Source organism: Burkholderia sp. COPS, from assembly GCF_019425585.1.
GTDB lineage: Bacteria > Pseudomonadota > Gammaproteobacteria > Burkholderiales > Burkholderiaceae > Burkholderia > Burkholderia cepacia.
In genome coordinates this window covers 48,975-69,943 of record NZ_WIXR01000041.1, presented here as the reverse complement: position 1 = coordinate 69,943, position 20,969 = coordinate 48,975, and the positions used below count along the sequence as shown (strand labels likewise).

Annotated in this window: 14 protein-coding genes; 7 read left to right on the top strand and 7 right to left on the bottom strand. The window is 60.3% G+C overall.

From position 1 onward, the window contains the following. The 7 genes from FOZ70_RS29250 to FOZ70_RS29220 all read right to left on the bottom strand — a co-directional run. Positions 1-542, bottom strand: a 542-nt coding sequence (locus tag FOZ70_RS29250; RefSeq protein WP_219707387.1) for an N-acetyltransferase, incomplete at its 3' end; no start/stop codon positions are given. Further along, on the bottom strand, positions 539-1,867 hold the full coding sequence (locus tag FOZ70_RS29245; RefSeq protein ID WP_027788280.1) for an aminotransferase class I/II-fold pyridoxal phosphate-dependent enzyme: 1,329 nt from the start codon (positions 1,865-1,867) through the stop codon (positions 539-541). The genes FOZ70_RS29245 and FOZ70_RS29250, both read right to left, overlap by 4 nt. Before the next feature lie 65 nt (positions 1,868-1,932). After that, the gene (locus FOZ70_RS29240; RefSeq protein ID WP_021157189.1) at positions 1,933-2,850 is read right to left on the bottom strand and encodes a UDP-3-O-acyl N-acetylglycosamine deacetylase; all 918 of its coding nucleotides are present in this window, start codon (positions 2,848-2,850) and stop codon (positions 1,933-1,935) included. Continuing rightward, positions 2,847-10,481 (bottom strand): type I polyketide synthase, encoded by a 7,635-nt coding sequence (locus FOZ70_RS29235; RefSeq protein WP_219707386.1) that lies wholly within the window; start codon positions 10,479-10,481, stop codon positions 2,847-2,849. The genes FOZ70_RS29240 and FOZ70_RS29235 overlap by 4 nt, the downstream gene beginning before the upstream one ends. 3 nt (positions 10,482-10,484) lie before the next feature. Beyond that, entirely contained in the window at positions 10,485-12,014 is a 1,530-nt protein-coding gene (locus FOZ70_RS29230; protein WP_219707385.1) for an LTA synthase family protein, read from the bottom strand. Then, positions 12,011-12,802: an SDR family NAD(P)-dependent oxidoreductase gene (locus FOZ70_RS29225; RefSeq protein WP_081063873.1), complete on the bottom strand. Its 792-nt coding sequence runs from the start codon at positions 12,800-12,802 to the stop codon at positions 12,011-12,013. Before FOZ70_RS29225 ends, FOZ70_RS29230 begins: the two co-directional genes overlap by 4 nt. Continuing rightward, positions 12,795-14,000 (bottom strand): capsular biosynthesis protein, encoded by a 1,206-nt coding sequence (locus FOZ70_RS29220; protein WP_219707384.1) that lies wholly within the window; start codon positions 13,998-14,000, stop codon positions 12,795-12,797. The genes FOZ70_RS29225 and FOZ70_RS29220 overlap by 8 nt, the downstream gene beginning before the upstream one ends. Positions 14,001-14,470: 470 nt before the next feature. On the opposite strand from FOZ70_RS29220, the gene FOZ70_RS29215 reads away from it, so the two are divergent. The 7 genes from FOZ70_RS29215 to FOZ70_RS29185 all read left to right on the top strand — a co-directional run bounded on the left by FOZ70_RS29215 (position 14,471) and on the right by FOZ70_RS29185 (position 20,941). Continuing rightward, positions 14,471-15,628 carry a hypothetical protein gene (locus FOZ70_RS29215; protein ID WP_060051845.1) on the top strand — a complete coding sequence of 386 codons (1,158 nt, stop codon included), beginning with the start codon at positions 14,471-14,473 and terminating at the stop codon, positions 15,626-15,628. A 1-nt stretch (position 15,629) separates the two neighbouring features. After that, positions 15,630-16,421, top strand: a complete 792-nt coding sequence (locus FOZ70_RS29210; RefSeq protein ID WP_059649563.1) for an ABC transporter permease — start codon at positions 15,630-15,632, stop codon at positions 16,419-16,421. Further along, the gene (locus FOZ70_RS29205) at positions 16,418-17,068 is read left to right on the top strand and encodes an ATP-binding cassette domain-containing protein (protein ID WP_059649562.1); all 651 of its coding nucleotides are present in this window, start codon (positions 16,418-16,420) and stop codon (positions 17,066-17,068) included. The genes FOZ70_RS29210 and FOZ70_RS29205 overlap by 4 nt, the downstream gene beginning before the upstream one ends. 114 nt (positions 17,069-17,182) lie before the next feature. Beyond that, complete coding sequence (locus FOZ70_RS29200) at positions 17,183-17,551, top strand: HAD-IIIC family phosphatase (RefSeq protein ID WP_059649561.1); 369 nt, start codon at positions 17,183-17,185, stop codon at positions 17,549-17,551. Next, positions 17,551-19,164, top strand: a complete 1,614-nt coding sequence (locus FOZ70_RS29195; protein WP_063806548.1) for a hypothetical protein — start codon at positions 17,551-17,553, stop codon at positions 19,162-19,164. The genes FOZ70_RS29200 and FOZ70_RS29195 overlap by 1 nt, the downstream gene beginning before the upstream one ends. Further along, positions 19,121-19,843 carry a glycosyltransferase family 2 protein gene (locus FOZ70_RS29190; RefSeq protein WP_059649560.1) on the top strand — a complete coding sequence of 241 codons (723 nt, stop codon included), beginning with the start codon at positions 19,121-19,123 and terminating at the stop codon, positions 19,841-19,843. The genes FOZ70_RS29195 and FOZ70_RS29190 overlap by 44 nt, the downstream gene beginning before the upstream one ends. A 75-nt stretch (positions 19,844-19,918) precedes the next feature. Further along, positions 19,919-20,941 (top strand): WavE lipopolysaccharide synthesis family protein, encoded by a 1,023-nt coding sequence (locus FOZ70_RS29185; protein ID WP_081062691.1) that lies wholly within the window; start codon positions 19,919-19,921, stop codon positions 20,939-20,941. Positions 20,942-20,969: the final 28 nt, after the last annotated feature.

Below are 20,969 nucleotides of genomic sequence, written 5' to 3'. Positions count from 1 at the left end.
AGCACGTCGAGGACGACATCGCGGCTGCCGTCGGCCGGCAATGCCCCCGTGTCCAGCGCGTCACGGAACAACGCGCTGAAGATCCCCGTGCCGCGCTGTCGCTCGTCGGTTGCGCAATGCGCGACGAGAATCTGCGAACGCTTCGGCGCCGGAATTTCCGTTTCGAGAATCAGCCCGCGCAACAGCTGCCCGATCGTGCGGCGCACGCCGAAGAAGCGCGCCAGTGCCCACACGACATGCACGTCGTCGAACATCGTCCGTTGCCCGTCGTGAATCGCCATCACGGCGAGCACGGTGCCGTCGTCAGCGACCGCGACGCGATGCCGGCGCCACGAAAAGCGCCCATGGCGCGACCGGAATGCCTGCTGCAGGAAAGCGATGCAGCGCGCATCGTTTTCGCCAAGAAAAAACCCGAATTCCGCCACACCGGACGCAAACACGAGCGGCCCGCACGACGCCGCGTCATTCGCCTCGGCCGCACGAAACCGCACGCGCTCGCCGGCACGCGGAGCCGCTTGCACGAACGCACCGGCCAGCGTCATCCGCTGCGCCCCGCGAGTCGCGACAACACGGCGACCGTCCGGCTGATCTGTTCCGGCTCGTGCGTCGAGCAGATGAAGAAGCGCAGGCGCGCAGCCTTTTCCTCGACGGCCGGATAGAAGATCGGCTGCACGTTGATCCCTTCGTCGAACATCGCATTGGCCCATTGCGCAGCCTTCAGCGAGCTCCCCGTGATCACCGGCACGACCGCGAACCCGGCACTCGTGCCCGTATTCAGCCCTGCGGCGCGCGCTTCGTTCAGGAACTGCCGCCCGCGCGCCTGCAGTCGCGCGACGCGCTCCGGCTCGGCCTGCAGGCGCTCGAGCGCGGCCAGCGACGCTTCGGCGAGCGTCGGCGCCAGCCCGACGCTGTACAGGAAGCCCGGCGCCAGATGGCGCAGCATGTCGACGAGCGGCTGGCAGCCGGCGATGAAGCCGCCGCAGCCGGCCAGCGTCTTGCTCATCGTGCCCATCCACATGTCGACCTGGTCGGGCGCGACGCCGCAATGCTCGCGGATACCCTTGCCGGTCGCGCCGAGCACGCCGAGCGAATGCGCCTCGTCGACCAGCAGGAATGCACCGTGGCGCGTTTTCACGTCGACGAAGCGCTGCAGGTCGGGGAAATCGCCGTCCATGCTGTACAGCCCTTCGATCGCGATCAGCACGTGCCGGTATTCGCGGCGCACGCGCGCGAGCAGTTCGTCGAGCGCCTGCCAGTCGTTGTGCGCGAAGCTCAGCCGCTTCGCGCCGCTCAGCTGCGCGCCCTGCACGATGCTGTTGTGCGCGAGCGCATCGTGGACGATCAGGTCGCCCGGGCCGAACAGGGCGCCGATCACGGTCACGTTCGTCGCGTGGCCGCTCACGAACGCGACGCAGTCGTCGGTCTCGTAGAACGTGGCCAACGCGCGTTCGAGATCGCGCTGCACCGGGCGTTCGCCCGCGACCATCCGGCTCGCCGATGCCGACGTGCCGTACCGGTCGATCGCGGCTTTCGCGCGCGCGGACACGTCCGGATCGCCAGCCAGGCCGAGGTAGTTGTAGTTCGCGAAGTTCAGGTATTCGCGCCCGCCGATCTGCGTCGTCGCACCGGCGACGCCGTCGTGCACGCGGAAAAACGGCGAGTCGACGCGCAGCTTCTCGCCCATCTCGCGCATGATCCTGACCTGCTGATACTGCGGCATCGATTCGAAGCGGCTGCGCGCCGATGCGGTCTGCGCTGCCTGCGTGCCGGGCACGCCCGGTGCCGCGGCAGCATCCGTCGCGCGCTCCAGCTGCCGTTTCAGCGCTTTCGCCGCCAGTTGCTGGCGAAGATGCTCTCCCAGTGCCATTGCTTCCTTCGCTTAATCTCGAAAAAGACGCTATGTTACGCCGCGCGTCATGAAAAGACGTGGCGTCACGCGTCGGAAAACTCGGCCCACTGCCACGCGTCGGGCGCGGCCAGCAGCGCGTCGACCAGCCGGAAATTCATCTCGTGGCTCGGCCGCAGCGCGCTCACGCGCGCCAGCAGCGGCGCGCCGGCCAGCGCGAGATCGCCGACCAGGTCAAGCACGCGGTGCCGGACGAATTCATCCGGCAAGCGCATCCCGCCCAGCACGCGGCTGCCGACGATGGACGCGGTGCACGACGGCCGCGCGCCGCGCAGGATCGGCACGCCGCGCAGATAGCCGGCGACGATCGCCGGCACGGCCCATTTCACGCGCCCGTACGAGCGCGACGGCGCGATTTCGGTTTCGAATGCGGCCGGCGTCAGCGCACCGTCCCAATGCATGTCGCCGAAGCCGCGCAGGTCGTTGCGCACGCTCAGTTCGTAACGCGGCGCCGGCTCGACCCGCATTTCGCGCCGCTGGTCACCCTCGCCGTCCCCTACGACGACGGGCCGCAGCACGCGGATAAAGCGTTTCGGCGCATCGAGCGCGACCCGGCCGCATGCGCGGATGGCATCCACCCACGGCGTGGCGCTGCCGTCGAGAATCGGCACTTCCTCGGCGTCGATCTCGACGATCGCGTGATCGATCTCGCATGCGAGCAGCGACGCGAGCAGATGCTCGATCGTGCGAACGCCGACGCCGTCGGCATTGCGCAGCATCGTGCAGAGCGGCTGGGCGCGGCGCAGCGCAGGATCGACCGGCAGCGTCGCGAGCGTGCGCCCCTGCGCGACGCGACGGAACACGATTCCCGTCACGCCGTCTTCCGGCCGCGCGGGCAGGATCCGCACCCCCACCCGGCGCCCCGTGTGCAGCCCGTGACCGTCGATCGCCAGCGGACCTGCCAGCGTGCCCTGGCGCGTCGCCCAGCCGGACGGCGCGCTCATCGCGCGACCTCCAGCGTCGGCGACACCCGGCCCGCCACGGGCGCCGCCCGCGTATCGAGCATCGCGCGCGCTTCGCCTTCGATCGCGTGTTTCGCGGCAAGCGCCGCGACGGCTTCCTGAGCGGCATCGGTCGCCGCCCCGGCGTCGGACGCATCGGCCGACGCACCGATCGAATCGACGATGCGTCCGGCCAGCGTCGTCACCGACGCGCCCTCGGCAATCGCCATCACCGACAGCTTGACCTCGAACGCTTCCTCGACCGCCAGGCCAAGCTCCATCCCCATCAGCGAATCCATGCCCATGTCGAGCACCGACTTGTCGAGCGCGATGCGATCCGGCGTCATGTGCAGGATCCGCGCGATCTGCGCCTGCAGCGTCCGGGCAACCAGCGCGATCGCTTCGTCTCGCGGCAGGGCCAGCACTTCTTCCCGCAACTGCGTGCCGCCGTCGCGCGCATCGCCGCCCTTCGCCTGCGATTGCAGCAGCGAATACCGGCGTGCCTTCGCGGCGGGCATCCCGCGCGCCACGGCATGCCAGTCGAGCCGGACCACGGCTTCGCCGGCCGCGCCGGCGACCAGCGCGCGCTCGAGCGCGGCCATCGCCTCGTCGGACGTGATCGATGCACCGCCGATCCGCGACTGCAACGCCTCTCGCGTATCCGCGTGGCGCGCGAGGAAGCCGACGTCCTCGAGCGGGCCCCACGCCATGAACGTGCCGGGCAACCCGGCTGCGCGGCGATGTTCGACGAGCGCTTCGAGGAAGGTGTTGGCCGCGACGTAGTTCGACTGCCCCGGATTGCCGAGATAGGTCGTCGCCGACGAATAGACGACGAACAGGTCGAGCGGCAGCGCGCGTGTCGCGCGGTGCAGGTTCCATGCGCCGGCCACCTTCGGTGCGAGCACCGCGGCCATCCGCGCATCGTCGAGATTGCGCACGAGGCCGTCGTCGATCGACATCGCGGAATGCAGCACGCCCTTGAGCGGGCTGCCGCGCCGCACGATCGCGGCAATCATCGCATCGACCGCCGCGGCATCGGTCACATCGCACGAGACGACATCGACCGTGACGCCGAGCGTCGCGCGCCAGCGCTCGACCTCCTCGCGGGCCGCACCGGCAAGCTCGCCGGAACGGCTCGCCAGCGTCAGCCGGCGAGCGCCGCGCTCGACCATCCAGCGCGCGCTCGCAAACCCGAGCCCGCCCGTGCCGCCGACCACCAGGTACGTGCCATGCTGATCGAGCGCAAGCGAACCCGCGCGCGTGACGCCGCGCGTCGGGGCCGGCGTGCCGGACGGATAGGTCACGAGTACCTTGCCGATCTGGCGCGCCTGCTGCATGTAGCGGAACGCATCCTCCGCCCGTTCGGCGGGGAACGCGCGATACGGCAGCGGATGCAGCACGCCTGCGGCGAACAGCGCCATCACTTCGCCGAACAGGCGCTCGGTCAGCTCCGGCAACGCACCCATCAACTGGTCGGCATCGATGCCGAAATAGCTGATGTTGTTGCGGAACGGCCGCAGCCCGATGTGGCTGTTCTCGTAGAAATCGCGCTTGCCGAGCTCGAGGAAACGACCGAACGGACGCAGCGTGTCGATGCTGCGCACCATCGCTTCGCCGGCGAGCGAATTCAGCACGATGTCGATGCCCTGCCCGCCCGTCAGCACGCGAATGTCGTCGGCGAACGCGAGGCTGCGCGAATCGAGCACGTGGTCGGCACCGAGCAGGCGCACGAACTCGCGCTTCTCGTCGCTGCCGGCCGTCGCGAACACTTCCGCGCCGAAGTGGCGCGCAAGCTGGATCGCGGCGATCCCGACGCCGCCCGCACCGCCGTGCACGAGCACGCGCTCGCCGCGGCGCAGCCGCGCGAGTTCGACGAGTGCGTAATACGCGGTGAAGAACGTGGTCGGCACGGTCGCGGCTTCCTCGAACGTCAGACGCTCGGGTTTCAGCGCGATCGCTTGCGCGCGCGTCCTGACGCGCGTCGCGAACGAGGCCGGCGCGAAGCCGAGAATCGCATCGCCCGGCGCGAATGCCGTCACGGCACTGCCCACGCGGACGACGCGGCCGGACAGTTCCATGCCGATCGTCGCGCCCGCGAAACCGGTCTCGACCGCCTCATCGGACAAGAGCCCCATCGCATACATCACGTCGCGGAAATTGAGGCCGGTCGCAACCGGCTCGATCTCCACCTCGTCCGCGCCCAGCGCGCTTTCCGGCAACGCGAACCATTCGAGATTGCGCAACGAGCCCGGTGCATCGAACGCGAGCACGGCCGCACGCGCGATCGCGCCATCGCTGCGAGCCGCGGCCTGTGCGGCCGTCAGCATGCGCGGCACCAGACGCCCGTGTGCGCCCAGGACGACTTCTTCCTCGACCGCCGAGCCGGTCAGCTCGCGAATCAGCGCATCGGGAATCCCGTCCACCGCGCGATCGACGTCGATCAGGCGGCACGCGAGTTCGGGATGCTCGTTCGCCAGCACGCGACCAAGGCCCCACAGCGTTGCCTGTTCCGGATGCGCATTCGCTGCCCCGGCGAACGGCGCACCGCCGCGCGTGACGACGGTCAGGCGCGTGGCCGCGTTCGGCTGCGCGCCGAGCGCACGGACGAGCGCCGCCAGCGCGATCGCGCCGTGACGCTGCGCAGCCATCAGGCCGTCGCCCGTCGCCGATTCGGCCAGCGGCGTTTCCGGTGCGCAGAACACCACGTGCGCCGGCTGCCCGGCCGGCAACGACGCGATCGCGTCGGCCGCATGCGTGATGTCCACGATGTCGGCCGGATAACCCGCGCGCGCCAGCGCATCGGCCAGTTGCCCGCCGAAACCGCCGGCGGCACCCGGTGCGTGCATCACGAGCCATTGTTCGTTGCGTGCGAGCGTGTCGAGATCGCTCGCGTCGCCGGTGCGTTGCGCAGCAGCGGCGCTCGCGGGATTGCGCGCGATGACGAACGTCGGCGTACCGTCCAGATCGAGCGATTGCTCGACGTGCCGCACGACGTCGACGTAACCCGCGCGTGCGAGCGCTGCCTCGAGATCCGCCGGCGCCAGCGGCGCGGGGGCAGCGGCTTCCGTCGACGTTGCCTGCGAGGCGAACACGATGTCGGAGAAGCGGCCGTGACGCGATTCGGCCAGCAGCAGCAGTCCGCCCGGCGCCAGCCACGATCGCATCGCATTCAGTGCATCGACCACATCATGACGGTCGCTGAGTGCGCGGTTCGCGACGATCAGGTCGTAAGGCCCGGCGTCATCGGCCGACAGCGACAGCCGCTCGCCCGACTGCAGCGCCACCGTGCGCACCACCGCTTCCGCATCCGTGTCGAAACCGGCCAGCTGGCCGGCCGTCGCCGCGATCGTGTGGTCGCAGCGCGCGGCAGCGAGATGCATGCCGAGCGTCTGCAGCACGTCGCCGTCCGTCGCGCCGAGTTCGAGCACGCGCAGCCGGCGTGCCGGCTGCCATGCATCGACCGCCTGCTCGACGCTTGCGGTCAGCAACGCGTGCACGTGCTGCCACGTCGGCGACGCGGCAAGGAGCTGCTCGACCAGGCTGTGCCCGGTCGGCGACAGCAAGCGGGCACCATCCTTCGCGCCGCCCAGCACGTCGGGCAACGCCGCGCCGCAATGCGCGAGCAGCGTCAGTTCGGCCACGTGCCCCGGCGATTCGGCCAGCAACCCGCGCCACAGCTCGTCGAGCGGCGGCAGCGCCGCGCACGCTGCGTCGTCGCGCACGAGCAGCGCGCCGTCGCGATGAGCGAGACCATCCTCGACCAGCATGTCGGCAAGACGCGCGGCCAGCGCCGCACGCCCCGCCGCCGGCTGCCACGTGCCGGCGAAGGCACCGAGCGCATCGAACGCGCGGAGCGCGTAAAGGCTCGCCAGCACGTCGAGGAGCGGCAGGATTTCGGTCAGATGCTGCGTCCGGCGGACGTCGTTACCGGTTGCGTCCAGCCGCGCGACGGCTTGCGCGAGCAACGCGTCGGGAGCCGGCAACCCGGCTGCATCGACGTCGCCCGGCAGCGGCATGTCTTCAAGGCGATAGACGAAGCGTGCAGGCAGGTTCTGCCGACGGCCGACGAGATCGACGCGCCGGAACCGGCAAGCGCCGAGCCGCGCGACGATCGCGCCCCGCGCGTCGAGGAATTCGAAATGCGCAACGATCGAATGCGGGCTGTGCCGGTCGATCTGCACGCGCACCCGCTCGACCGTGTCGCCGCGCAGATAGTCGACCCGGCCGATCTGCACCGGCACGTAAGCCGGATGCTCGCCTTCGCGTGCGTGCGCCGCCAGCAAGGCGAACAGCGGATGAAACCCGCTGTCCATCAGCGCCGGATGCAGCAGATACGCGGACAAGGCCCGCGCATCGCCGCATGCGGCCGGCGCGGCGACGTCCGCCAGCGCCGCGCCGTCACTCGCGGCAACCCGCACGGTGCGAACCCAGCGGAACGCCGGCCCGTAGCCGAGGCCGATGGCCGCGGTGTTTGCGTACAGCGTGTCGCCGTCGGCCGCGGGCAGCGCGAGCAGACGATCGAGCGCGGCGGACGGCACGACGCTCGTATCGCCGAGCGCGTTGCCGCTTTCCAGCATCCGCCCCGTCACGTTCAGCGTCCACGCGCTGTCGGACATCCGGTCGCGCGTCTCGATCGTGAAGGTCGCGGTGCGCGGCTCGATCACGAGCCGGAACAGTTTCGCCTGCTGCGGCTGGAATACGACCGGCGTGCGGATCTCGACGTTTTCGAGTGCCGCATCCGGCGTATCGAAGAACGTCCGTGCCGCGGCGAGGGCCATTTCCACGTAACCCGCGCCCGGGAACGCCACGCCGCCGTCGACGACGTGATCGGCCAGCATCGGCAGCTTCGCCGGATCGAGCTGGTTTTCCCACGCGAATGCGTGCTCATGCAGGCGATAACCGAGCAGCGGATGCTCGCGACGGCGATTGACGAGGCCGTACCCTTCGACGGTCGGCGTCAGCCAGAAGCGGTCGCGCTGCCACGGATAGGACGGCAACGTGGCACGCGATTCGCCCGGCGCAAAGCGGTCGGGATCGACGCTCGCGCCGTGCGCGATCGTCGCGAGAATCGCCTGCCGCAGCGTCGCCGCGCTGCCGTGACCGCGCTTGAGCGTCGGCAGCGCCGTGCCGGTTGCGCCGGCGGCCGTGAGCGCCTGCTTCACGTACGTACGCAGGATCGAATGCGGCGAAACCTCGACGAACAGGCGCACGCCCTGCTCGATCAGATGCGCGATGCCGTCGCCGAAGCGCACCGGCTCACGGATATTGCGCCACCAGTAGCGCGCATCGAGCTCGGTACCGGCAAGCGCGCCGCCGGTCACGGTCGACACGAACGTGCCGTTGCCCAACTGCGGCCGCAGGCTCGCCAGTTCGGCCAGCACGACCGGTTCGATGCGATCCATGTGGCTGCTGTGGAACGCGTAGTCGAGATCCAGCATCTGGAAGAACTTGCCGCTGCCGCGCAGCGCCGCCTCCAGTGCCTGCAGACCCTGCAGCTCGCCCGCGAGCGTCACTGCGTCGGGGCTGTTGATGCCGGCGATCTCGACGCGGCGCGCAAGCCCGTGGCGCGCGATCAGTTCGCGCGCCGCTGCATCGCCGATGCCGATGGCCGCCATCCGGCCGCTGCCGCGCGTCATCGCCTGCGCGCGGCTGCGGATCTTGATCACGCGCACCGCGTCGGCGAGCGACAGCGCGCCCGTCACCCACGCTGCGGCAATCTCGCCGACGCTATGGCCGATCGCCGCGTCGTAACGCATCCCGCTCGCATCGATCACGCGGATCATGCCGACCTGGATCGCGAACAGCAGCGGCTGCGCGTTCTCCGTCGCGGCGAGCCATTCGGCGCCCGCGCCGGCCAGCCATTCCGCGCTCGGTCCACCGCGCATCACGTCGACCAGCGACGGGCTGCCGTCGGCGCACCACAGCGCGTCGACTTCGTCGAGCGCCGCGCGGAAGACGGCGTTCTCGGCATAAAGCTCGTTGCCCATCCCGACCCACTGGCAGCCGTTGCCCGAGAAGACGAGCGCGGTGCGTGGCGTGTCGGCCGGGGCCTGGCCGGTCGCCACGCTGGCGGGCAACCCTTCCGGTGCCGGCTGGGCCAGCGCCGCGAGTGCCGCACGGCCTTCGGCCGCGTCGGCCGGTGCAACGATTGCGCGATGTTCAAGCCATTGACGACGACGTGCGGCCGCGGCGGCAAGCGCCTGCCAGTCGCTGCCGTTGTCGAGCATCGACAGATAGCGGCCCGCGAGCGCGCCGAGCGCATTCGCGCTGCGCGCGGTCAGGATGAGCGGAGACAACTGCGCGTGAGTCGGCTCGGGCGTGGCCGCCGACGCCTCGTTTGCAGCCGGCGCCTCGGTCAGCACGACGTGTGCGTTCGTCCCGCCGAAGCCGAACGAGTTGACGCCGACCGTCAGCGGCGCGTCACCCGCGTCGAGTGGCATGAAGCGATCGACGACACGCAGACGCCCGCCGTCGAAATCGATGCCCGGATTGGGCGTGACGAAATGCAGCGAGCGCGGTACCGCGCGATGCTTCAGGCACAGCACGGCCTTCAGCAGCCCGGCCATGCCGGACGCCGTTTCGAGGTGGCCGATGTTGGTCTTCACCGAACCGATGAGCAGCGGACGATCGGCCGGGCGCTCGCCCGACACGACGTCGATCAGCGCACGCGCCTCGATCGGATCGCCGACCGCCGTGCCGGTGCCGTGTGCCTCGAGATACGCCAGGGACTGCGGATCGATGCCCGCGCGCGCGTAGACGCTGCGCAGCAGCGATGCTTGCGCGGCCGCGCCCGGCACGCTGATACCGCCCGGCGAGTGGCCGACCGAGTTCACGCCGGAGCCGGCGATCACCGCATGGATCGTGTCGCCGTCGGCGAGCGCGCGATCGAGCGGCTTGAGCAACACGAACGCGCCGCCTTCCGAGCGGACATAACCGTCGCCGGTTGCATCGAACGCGCGGCAACGGCCGCGCGGCGACAACATCGACGCCTTGGAGAAGCTGACGAAACCGAACGGGTGCAGCAGCAGGTTGACGCCGCCCGCGAGCGCCACGTCGGCTTCGCCGGACTGCAGCGCCTTGACGGCCTGGTGGAGCGCGACGAGCGACGACGAGCATGCCGTATCGACGGACATGCTCGGGCCGCGCAGGTCGAACAGGTAGGACACGCGGTTCGACGCGATACTCAGGGTGTTGCCGGTCGCCGAATACGGATCGATCACGTTCAGATCGTCCATGTTGCGGTTGCCGTAATCCATGCTGGCGGCGCCGACGAAGACGCCGCAGTTGCTGCCGCGCATGTCGGCCGGGCGCACGCCCGCGTCCTCGAACGCTTCCCATGCGAGTTCGAGCAGCAGGCGCTGCTGGGGGTCCATCTGGGCCGCTTCGCGCGGGGAAATGCCGAAGAATGCGGCATCGAAGCCGGCGACGTTGTCGACGACGCCGGCCGAGAACGTGTAGCTCTTGCCCGGTTCGCGCTTGGACGGGTGCTGGTAGAAATCGGTGCCGAAGCGATCGGCGGGGATTTCGGTCACTGCGTCGCGTTCGTCGCGCAGCAGTTGCCAGAAGCCGCCAAGATCGTTAGCGCCCCCGGGAAACCGACAAGCCACCCCAATTATTGCAATCTTACTGTTCATCTTTTATGTCGCTTTCTCGGATGCGCACGGCTGTTTCGTGCGGTTTCCGTCATCTTGTACCACATGCAAAAGTACCGACCCGAGTTCTTCGGCGGTCAGATTTCGGCGCTCGGGAACGTCTGCGCCAAAATTTCGCCATATGAAGTAGTCGCTGGTTTGCGGAGATACGCCCAGCTTTTCGAATACATGTGGCAACGCCGGCACGTGGTCGCCGTAGAAGCAAACGACCGTTTCACGATCACTGCTGCGCAAATGATCGAGCAAGCGACCGATCATTGCATCCGCATTTTCAATGTGCCGTAAGTATGCTGTCAGGTCGCGCCAAGTTGCGGCTTCGCCGAGAGTATGCCTCGAAGACGATTCGCCAGGCAAAACCTGCTCGAGGTGCAGCGGGCCGTGGTTTTCCATCGTCATCGTAAACACAAAGCGCGGGCGGTCGTTCCGTGCGCTCAACTTCGAGATGATTGTGTCGGCGACGGCAGCATCCCCAACGTACGCCCCGACGCGCGCTGCGTCCGCAAATTCCCCGATATCGAGGAACTGTTCGAACCCCAGCAGTGGAAATACGCGATTCCGACCGAAAAAATCTGCGTAGTATGGGTGAATCGCAAGCGTTTCGTAGCCCGCGTGACTGAACCACCGTGCTAACGACGTACACGCACGCCAAACAAATGCATACGGATAAAACCGCGCATATCCGAGCGCTGCTGATGGCACTCCGGACAACACCGCAAACTCCGTGCGCATGGTGTTTGCCCCCCAAGCCGGCACGGTCAGCTCACCATAATGCACTGCCTCTTGCCGCGCTCGTTCAAGTTGCACAAATCCAGACGGATCGACAGCGTCACATATACGCCGAATATCGAAGAAGGATTCGCTTTGAACGACGATCACGTCAGGGCAATGCTGCGATTCGCCCGATGCAAATGGACCAGCCGAAGTTGCGCGCTGAAAAGCCGCGACGGTCGACCAGCGAAGCCCATTCAAGAGGTAAGCGACAAACACGGCAAAAAAACCGTGCCTCGCCTGATCGATACACGGATCAAGTGAAAGTAACAGTCGAATGGCAAGCATTCTAGCCGCCACGAACAACAAGACTGCCAGCAATAACGGGAACCACTCCTCCCCTCGCGGAATTGCAGGTTCTGCAAAGAAGGCGCCAATTACGAGCACAATTCCAACTGCAATCGCGACAACCTTGCCGATGCTTAAAAACGGCAAGTAGAGGCGCGGATGGGCAAACAACTGGCTAAAGAGGCTCAGATCCGTAAATACAAACGGCTCGTGCAGCGACTCATATTTTGCATTGCTGACCGAAACAACCAGACCGACCAACGCCAATCCAACAAATGCCGAGAATATCGGCCGGGATGTTACGACCAATGTCAGGTCAGCAATCCATAAAACTGAAAAAATATGAAGCAACGACGCCGTTGCGGATCGACGCAGCGGCACATTCGGCTTCGCGAGCCCATCTAAGATGAACGAGAGTACGATGACAATGACGATCGCCACACCGAACGTACCGTTCAATTGGAGTCTACCTCGCGAGGCACATAAGACAGGCGCTCAAGAATTGCGTCTGCAAGCGCGGCCGGAAGCAGCGGCAAAAGGCGCATTCCAAATACGAGTGGGCCTGGAAATGCAATTTCCGCGCGCCCCGCATCGAGCTTGCGGCGAATGTACGTTGCCGCTCGGTCTGCGCTCCACATGAAGCGCTTGCTCCCAGGAAACACATCGCTCATCGCTGTTTCTACAAAACCGGGAAGTATGATGGAGACACCAATCCCATCACGGGCGAGCAGCGGTCGAACAGAATCGCCATAAGCTTTGATTGCCGCCTTGCTTGCACAATAGGCCGGCGAAATGGCCATGCCGCGCAATGCCGCAATCGAGCTGACCATCGCAATACGACCCCGCCCGCGTTCTCGCATCCGTTCGACGACCGGCAGCGTGGCGTGGATTACACCGTAGAAATTCGTGTCGACAATTGACTCGATTCTCTCTCGCCCTTCCCAATCTGAAGCGGAGGCTAGCGTACTTGCGACGCCCGCATTGGCCACTAGCAAATCAATCGGATGAATACGATCGAATTGGTTCAGCCATTCCGCCAATACTGATGCTTCGCGCACATCACATGAACAGATCGCAACCTCTGCGCCTCGCGCGCGACACGCAACAGCACTCTCTTCCAATCTCCGCGAGTCTCGGCCGACAAGCCCTAACGTGATTCCTGGGCCTGCATAGGTGTGCGCGAGCGAACGCCCGAGCCCGGCGCTCGCCCCCGTGATCACTACACACGAAGGTATAGCTCTAGTCATGCTCTCCCTCGAGGCGGGTCACTGAGCTCTGCACTGCCATGCCGATGCCGGTATCTGTATAAAAATCCCCATTAATCTGAGTATGGTGAATTACATAATCGAGGAACGCCCAATATAAATACATATCCGGCAATGCTTCTTGCCCCCAGAAACTGTCAATCCCACCTTGCCATGTCAGGCCCGGAAGGTCATAAATCGCCGAACCAAGCGCAATCAGAGGGCGCTGATGGTACAACGCCGAAATTCCGACTGTACTATTGACAACCACAACCCCCCTGGAGTGCTCGAGAAGCGTCGGCAAATGCCCAGCATCAATGAAACGCACGCGATGACTGATATTCAACGCCGCAGCCAACTCAAACACAAAATTTTTATAATCAATTAACCCCGTATCGAGCGGATGATTCTTAATCACCAGAAACGAGCTCGATGGCGAGCATCTCGCAAATGAATGGACAACATACTCTATTGCCGCCCGCACACTATAAAAAGGCGAATGAACAACAATCTGCGCATCCGAATTCAGTTGCAATGGGAATAGGTAATACGGATGCGACGAAGTAAGTAGCTCGCGAGTTACTTTATCCGACTCGTGATTAAACCACCGTTGACGCAAAGCTCGCACGGCTAATCCCGAATATTCGGCGAATCCGTTCCTTGGCCGGTGGCTACGGTAATGAGGGAATTTACTGGCAAAAAGAGCGTTTGCGCCGCGGTAGCGGATATCATGAAACGTACGCTCATACAAGTTGTACCCAGTCGGACGACCAGGCCGACTGGGTGGCGTAGTCGAGCGCCGGTCGAGGTACCAGCTGGGGTCACGAGGCAACAGCGACCTGCCATTGACACCGTGGCGCTCGAGAGTTACCCAATGCGGGCGGACATATCCCTCTTCGAACACATGCACACGCATCCCCCCCGATGCCGAAATGGGATGCATATGGCGGTGAATTTCACGGCAGTCACCGAACATGACAACATCCGAAAAATCCGTGGCACGCGTGACGTCCGCATACCAATCGGCCAAATCGTCCGCCTTACCCGCGTAGTTCCAAGCCGCCCCTCCCCCTCCGTACACAAGATCGCCTCCGCAAAAATTGACGCGACGCACCCGATGCCCCCGCTCACGCAGAGCTGCAGCAAGGCGGCAAAAAAATGGAGAAGCAGTGCCTTGCAAAACCAAAAAGGAGCGACGCATTGGAGTTCAGGGAAGGTAGAGCAGCGACGGACACCAATACTCATCGCCGCGGCCAAGTCGCCCCGGCATGCTTCGGTTCGGCACATGCGGCATTGTTGAGGCGCCGAGGATACAACACGCCCCGAAAAAGTCATATGACGGTCGCATGAAAGTTCGCAGAGTGTCGCAATATTGCCCCCCGAGATGGCGCCTTCATTTCCAACTGGTTATAATCAGCCGCCTTGCTCTAAGCCGGTGCCGCATGTGCTCCGAACGGTATCACTACCTCGGACAGCACCGCCCGTTGCACGGGAAGTATTGAACATGCCGTTGCGCTCGCCCGTTACCGGACATGGAGCACGACCTTGGACAGATCCATCCCTCGGTACAACCGGGACTGTATCGCGGTAACTTGACAATTCTTTACTCTTTTAACGTTGCCGCCTAGCGAAACCCAAAAGAGTTAGAGAGCCAACCTGTTTGGGAAAAAGTTGGAAAACGTATCTAGCAGCCAAGGCGCGCTGCCGCCACCTGGAAACAAAAGAAGCATCATCGACCGAATTAAGGGGATGAACCGGATATTTGCGGCGACCGTGGTCTTACCTACCACAATCGCTGTAATTTATTTCGGCTTGATCTCTTCAGACATCTACGTGTCGGAATCCCGATTTGTGGTGCGAAGCGCTCAACGTCAAACTCCGAGCAGCACCTTTGGCGCATTACTCCAGGGAACCGGCATTGCTCGCGTAACCGACGACGCATATCCTGTTATTGATTACATTCAATCGCGGGATGCTCTCGCCGAGCTAAACAATAAAAACTATATTCGAAATATTTATGGTACTCACGGGGATATTTTCAGCCGATTCCCCGGAATAATTCACGACAACTCGTTTGAAGAGTTGTTGCGCTTCTATCAAAAAAATATTGTCGACGTTCAACTTGACACCGCATCAGCAATCACGACCCTTAAAGTGCGCGCTTTTACTGCCCAAGATGCGCGTTCCATTAACGAGTCGCTGCTGACTCAAAGCGAACACCTCGTTAACTCAATGAATGCGCGAGCGGCCGATGATTCGATCCGATTTGCACAACGAGAAGTTGATTTAGCCGCAACCAAAGCAAAAGACGCGACCATTGCTCTTGCAAACTTCCGGAACAGCCATACCGTTTTTGATCCCGAAAAACAATCGCAGCTTCAACTCCAACAAGTTGCGTCTTTGCAAGCCCAGTTATTTTCAAACCAAACGCAGCTTGCGCAAGTATCATCCATTTCTCCGGCCAACCCACAGATTGCCGCTCTAAAAACCAATATAGAAGCAATCCAACGGCAAATTGCATCCGCGACGGGCGGGGTAACAGGGGACAAAGGGTCGCTTTCTGGAAAGACCGTAGAATACGAGCGTCTTCAGCTTGACGCCCAATTCGCACAGAAACAATTAACGTCAGCTCTGAGTTCACTGGAGATCGCTCGAGCAGACGCTCAACGCAAGCAACTGTATCTTGAGCGCATCGTACAACCTAACACTCCTGATATGGCACTTGAACCGCGTCGCATTCGCAGCATTCTGGCGACCTTCATTCTCGGCATGGTGTCATGGGGGGTCGTATCGCTACTGATCGCCGGCATCAAGGAACATCGCGATTGAAATGAACACCGGCACATCACTCCGAAGGTCGTTCGATATTCAGCGCCGCGTGATCGGAGCGCTACTTATGCGTGAAATATTGACGCGATATGGGCGACACAATATCGGATTCATGTGGCTATTTTTTGAGCCCATGTTGTTCACGCTCGGCATCACCCTCCTTTGGAGCATGGTGAAGGTCGAGCACGTCGCAAACGTACCGATAACCCCCTTCGCCCTCACCGGTTATTCGTCTGTTCTCGTCTGGCGCAACGCGGTAAATCGTTGCAATCTCGCTATCGAGCCCAACCTTAGCCTGCTATTTCATCGAAACGTTCGCGTACTCGATATTTTTGTCGCTCGTATTCTGCTGGAAATCGCAGGCGCGACAATTTCTTTTATCGTCCTCGCCTTGGTTTTCATTTCAACTGGCCTTGCCAAGCCGCCTAGCGATGTTCTAAAAATCGCTGAAGGTTGGGCACTATTGATCGGTTATGCAGTTGGCCTCGGGCTTGTTATTGGCTCCCTGTCAGAGCGTTCCGAAACTATCGACCGAGTGTGGCACACGATTACATACTTAACGTTCCCACTCTCTGGTGCCGCTTTTATGGTCGATTGGTTGCCGCAGTCGCTGCAGCGGCTCGCTCTTTATATGCCTATGGTGAACGGAGTCGAAATGCTTCGAGAAGGTTATTTCGGCGCCCCCCTAAAGTTTCATTATGATTGGGCTTATTTTGCAATAGTTGACCTCATCCTCATATTCGCTGGACTGTTCATGGCCAGAGAAACAGGCAAAAGGGTTGAACCTCAATGATTTCGCTTACTAATGTGCACAAGACGTATCAGACGAGGAGCGGTCCGCGCGAGGTGCTGAAGGGACTCAACCTACAGGTCGAGAAAGGTCAAAAAATCGGAATATTGGGTCGCAATGGCGCGGGCAAATCGACACTGATCCGACTGATCAGTGGCGCGGAGCTTCCGACCCGTGGCCGCGTGCAGCGCAACATGTCCATTTCTTGGCCGCTCGCGTTCGGCGGTGCCTTTCAAGGCAGCTTGACTGGCCTTGATAATCTGCGCTTTGTATGCAGAATCTATAATGCTCCAATTAAGCGCGCCATTCCGTTCGTCGAAAATTTTTCGGAGCTGGGAGCATACTTAAGAGAGCCAGTAAAGAAATATTCGTCTGGTATGCGAGCGCGACTTGCATTCGCGATTTCCATGGCAATTGAATTCGATTGTTTTTTAATCGACGAAATCGTTGCGGTTGGGGATCAGCGGTTTCACGAAAAATGCCACTATGAGCTATTCGAAAAGCGGCGAGATAGAGCAATGATCATAGTTTCACACGATCCTGGCTACATTCGCGCGCACTGCGATAGCGCTGCATTACTGACAAACGGAGAGCTTGTCAGCTACAACAGTGTTGACGAAGCATTTCACGCATACAACGCCACAATGTAAAGTATCGGGATTTTTACGCCCGGAACAAGCAAGTTGGGCGTGATTCTGATACGCCCGATACATAACACATCACCGAATCAAACATCGCCGATCCCAACCGAGAGCACCGATCATATGAGACGAATTATCATGGACCTTGACGACACGATCTGCTCGACGCGCGATGGAAATTATCTTGAGTCAACGCCGCGGCAAGAAGTCATTTCGCGTCTTCATGAGTATCGCGCAAAAGGATTTCAGATCGTCATCTCGACCAGCCGGAATATGCGCACCTACGAAGGCAATATCGGAAAAATTACGGCGAATACATTGCCTGTTATTATTAATTGGCTTGATCGCCACAATGTACCGTATGATGAGATCTACGTCGGAAAGCCGTGGTGCGGAACTGAAGGCTTTTATGTTGACGACAAAGCCATTCGGCCCGATGAATTCATCGGAAAATCGTATGATGAAATAAAAACCATCGTAGGAATAAAATAATGCTAATTATCAATTCCGGGGGCTATGTAACGCCAGAGTTTCAAATTGAGTTCGGGAAGATCCCGCCCTGCATGTTACCAATCGGAAACAAGAAACTGATTGAGCATCAGGTTCAGCAGTTGCGCGCGGCCTTCCCCGAGCGCCGGATCACGCTTACGCTACCCGAATCGTTTCACCCCGCCATTAATGAACGGTCGCTACTAAATTCACTTGGTATCGAACGGGTAGCTGTGCCAGATGATTTTACCCTGGTAGATTCGATCCTGTATGTTTTGAACAGTAGCGACGTTGCAAGCAACTCGGTTGGGTTACTCCATGGAGATACGCTAATCAGCGAATTTCCTACGGAATCAGACGCAATTGGAGTAGCAGAAACCGATGACGACTACCCTTGGGAAACCGAGAGTATCGCAGAGCTTAACGAAGTGGTCTGGTGCGGATACTTCTCCTTTTCCAATGCACGCGCTCTGGTAAAGGCTCTCACCCTTTCAAAGCGTGATTTTGTTTCTGCCGTACGCAACTACGCAAAAATGCACGCGCTGCCACTAAAGACGATTCGTCAGTGGCATGATTTGGGTCACGTAAATACATACTTTAAATCACGCGCCAGCATCACCACTCAGCGCTCATTCAATTCACTTGACATACGCTCTGGCGTGCTAACCAAGCGCGGCGATCCGTCAATAAAAATAATGGCGGAGGCCAACTGGTTTGCCAGCTTACCAGTCAGCATGAGGCGCTTTGCGCCCCAACTCATCGATAGGGGTGTTGACACCGCCGGCTCTACCTATTATGCGCTCGAATATCTTCCGATGACTCCGTTGAACGAGATTTTCGTTCACGGCCATAATCCGGTATTTTTTTGGGCTCGCATTGTCAAATTGCTCGAGCGATATTTTCAGATCGCGCGCGAGAGCTGCCCTACCGACATCGAGCATGAGAAGATTTCCGAAGATGCGCGTATGCTCTATCGTGAAAAAACGCTCTCACGACTCGAAGAATTTTCAAAATCCAGCGGATTGTCGCTTAGTGCGCCCGCCAGGTACGGATCTCGACTACTGCCATCAGTCTACGAAATCGCAAATCAGTGCATCGAGTATGCTTGTGCCGCCGATTGCGTACTTTCGATCGGTCACGGCGACCTTTGTTTCAGCAATATTCTATTCGATTCGCGAGGCAATAGCATTAAGGTTGTGGATCCCCGCGGACTCAACCAGAGGTTAGAGCTCACCATTCACGGGGATCAAATGTATGATCTGGCAAAACTTTGTCACTCATTCATAGGTCTATACGATTTTATTATTGCCGGTCGCTATCGGATCGTCGACGAAGCCGGCGGAGCCAAGCTCGAATTTGATCTGGATGATCGCTTAATAACCATTCAGAAACTGTTCGTTAACGGCGAATTCATTCCCGGAATTTCGTTCGCGAACGCGATACCCCATACAATTTTGCTCTTTCTATCTATGCTGCCGCTTCACGCGGATCAACCGCAGCGACAGCGAGCACTCTTTATTAACGCATTGCGCTTATATAGCCAATATTTTGGAATATCTTCGGAGGTGAGTCTTGATCGTCATTCCAATGGTCGGACTGAGCAGTCGGTTCTTTAAGGCCGGATTCACGAAACCCAAGTTTCAACTGGATCTCGCCGGCGAATCCGTGTTCGCGCGAGCAGTGCGCAGCTTCGATCACTATTTTAATACGGATCGCTTTCTGTTTATAACAAGACAGGATTACGATACGCCGGCATTCGTTGAACGAGAGCTTTCGCGACTCAGCGTCGAAAACTATACGGTAAAATCGCTTCACTACGACACGCGCGGTCAAGCTGAGACGGTGTCTCTTGGGCTCGGCGATACACCGGACGATGAGCCGCTATACATCTTCAATATCGATACGTTCCGATATCATTATCGAAAACCAGAGTTTGTTGGCGATTGCGATGGATATCTCGAGGTATTCGAAGGCAGCGGCGATCATTGGTCATTTGTCGCCCCTGGAGCAGATCAGCGAGTCGTTCGCACCACGGAGAAGGAACGCATATCCAATTTGTGTAGCGACGGCTTATATTATTTCAAGCGACGTTCTGATTTCGAATCAGCTTTAGAGTACGCCAGAAAGACGGAATCCACAGTCAAAGGCGAATATTATATTGCGCCCCTCTACAATCATCTTATCGATGATGGCGCAGTAATTAAGTATGACTTGATTGACACGGCCGACATTGATTTCTGCGGTACCCCTGACGAATTTGAACTATTGAAACGACGTCTACCGAATCGAACTTGACAACCAGTCACCTTCAGATGACATGGGAGAATCTGACGATTCTTGGATAAACAATATTAGATACTCGTATACAACATGATTTCCACGGCCGACATAACGATTGTCTTTCAAGGAAACGTAACTCCATTCACATCATCAAATGGCGATTCATTCCTGAACTTCGCCAATGTGACTCGCGCAACGCTTCCAAATGCGAGCATTATTCTTTCAACGTGGGAAGGAGTCGAAGTCCCTCACAATGCTCCCGTTGATAAAATTATTCGATCAAAAGATCCCGGGTCGTTGCCTGGAGTCAAGTTTGATGACAAACCGAGCAATCTTAATCGACAACTGGTGAGTACACTCGCCGGACTCGAGCAGGTCAAGACTCGATACGCGATCAAACTCCGAACAGACTGCTCTCTCGAACACGCGGGCTTTCTTGAACAATACGATACATTCCGGAAAATCGATCCCCACGGGGAAGATCGCATAGCTACAAGCGCATTTTTTACACTGGATCCGACAATCTTCGAGCACATGCCGTTTCATGTGAGTGATTGGTTTCATTTTTCAACAGCGGAGCAATTGCTAAAATATTGGTCTGCACCGTTGATGACGAAGGATGACGCATCACATTATGAGCGACACAAATTTGCGAAGCACTCGTCTTATCTTGATCGAAAGTTTCGATCAAGACTCGCAGTGGAACAATATCTAGGCGTCACTTTTGCAAAGAAATTGGGATACTCAGTACCTCAATTTCACAACGATACGCCACAGCATATTCTGGCTGCGCATGAAGACTTCATTACGCGCCATCTGTTAGTGCTTGACCCATGGCAAGCCGGATTGTGTTTTCCCAAATACTTCTGGGCGTACAAGTCGAATATGCAGTGGATGAACTGCATAATGTTTCTTGATTGGTATCGAATGTATGTCGATAAGTTTAATCCGACTACGATAGACAAGGGATTGTATGAGGCAGCAATGAAGCGCGTACGCCAGAAAGCCAGAGTTCGCGCTGGAGCAAAACTCATTGATCCTTTTGGGAAGCTTTGGTATTCACATAAATTTGATGCAGTTGCCGGCCGAGCACTTCGATGGATGATGAACTGACTGCATTGCATTATGCACATTGCAAAGC

Excerpts from the sequence above, each read along its gene's own strand:
- FOZ70_RS29245 (WP_027788280.1), bottom strand. The coding sequence starts at position 1,867 with ATGGCACTGGGAGAGCATCTTCGCCAGCAACTGGCGGCGAAAGCGCTG.
- FOZ70_RS29240 (WP_021157189.1), bottom strand. The coding sequence starts at position 2,850 with ATGAGCGCGCCGTCCGGCTGGGCGACGCGCCAGGGCACGCTGGCAGGT.
- FOZ70_RS29235 (WP_219707386.1), bottom strand. The coding sequence starts at position 10,481 with ATGAACAGTAAGATTGCAATAATTGGGGTGGCTTGTCGGTTTCCCGGG.
- FOZ70_RS29225 (WP_081063873.1), bottom strand. The coding sequence starts at position 12,802 with ATGACTAGAGCTATACCTTCGTGTGTAGTGATCACGGGGGCGAGCGCC.
- FOZ70_RS29220 (WP_219707384.1), bottom strand. The coding sequence starts at position 14,000 with ATGCGTCGCTCCTTTTTGGTTTTGCAAGGCACTGCTTCTCCATTTTTT.
- FOZ70_RS29210 (WP_059649563.1), top strand. The coding sequence starts at position 15,630 with ATGAACACCGGCACATCACTCCGAAGGTCGTTCGATATTCAGCGCCGC.
- FOZ70_RS29205 (WP_059649562.1), top strand. The coding sequence starts at position 16,418 with ATGATTTCGCTTACTAATGTGCACAAGACGTATCAGACGAGGAGCGGT.
- FOZ70_RS29200 (WP_059649561.1), top strand. The coding sequence starts at position 17,183 with ATGAGACGAATTATCATGGACCTTGACGACACGATCTGCTCGACGCGC.
- FOZ70_RS29195 (WP_063806548.1), top strand. The coding sequence starts at position 17,551 with ATGCTAATTATCAATTCCGGGGGCTATGTAACGCCAGAGTTTCAAATT.
- FOZ70_RS29185 (WP_081062691.1), top strand. The coding sequence starts at position 19,919 with ATGATTTCCACGGCCGACATAACGATTGTCTTTCAAGGAAACGTAACT.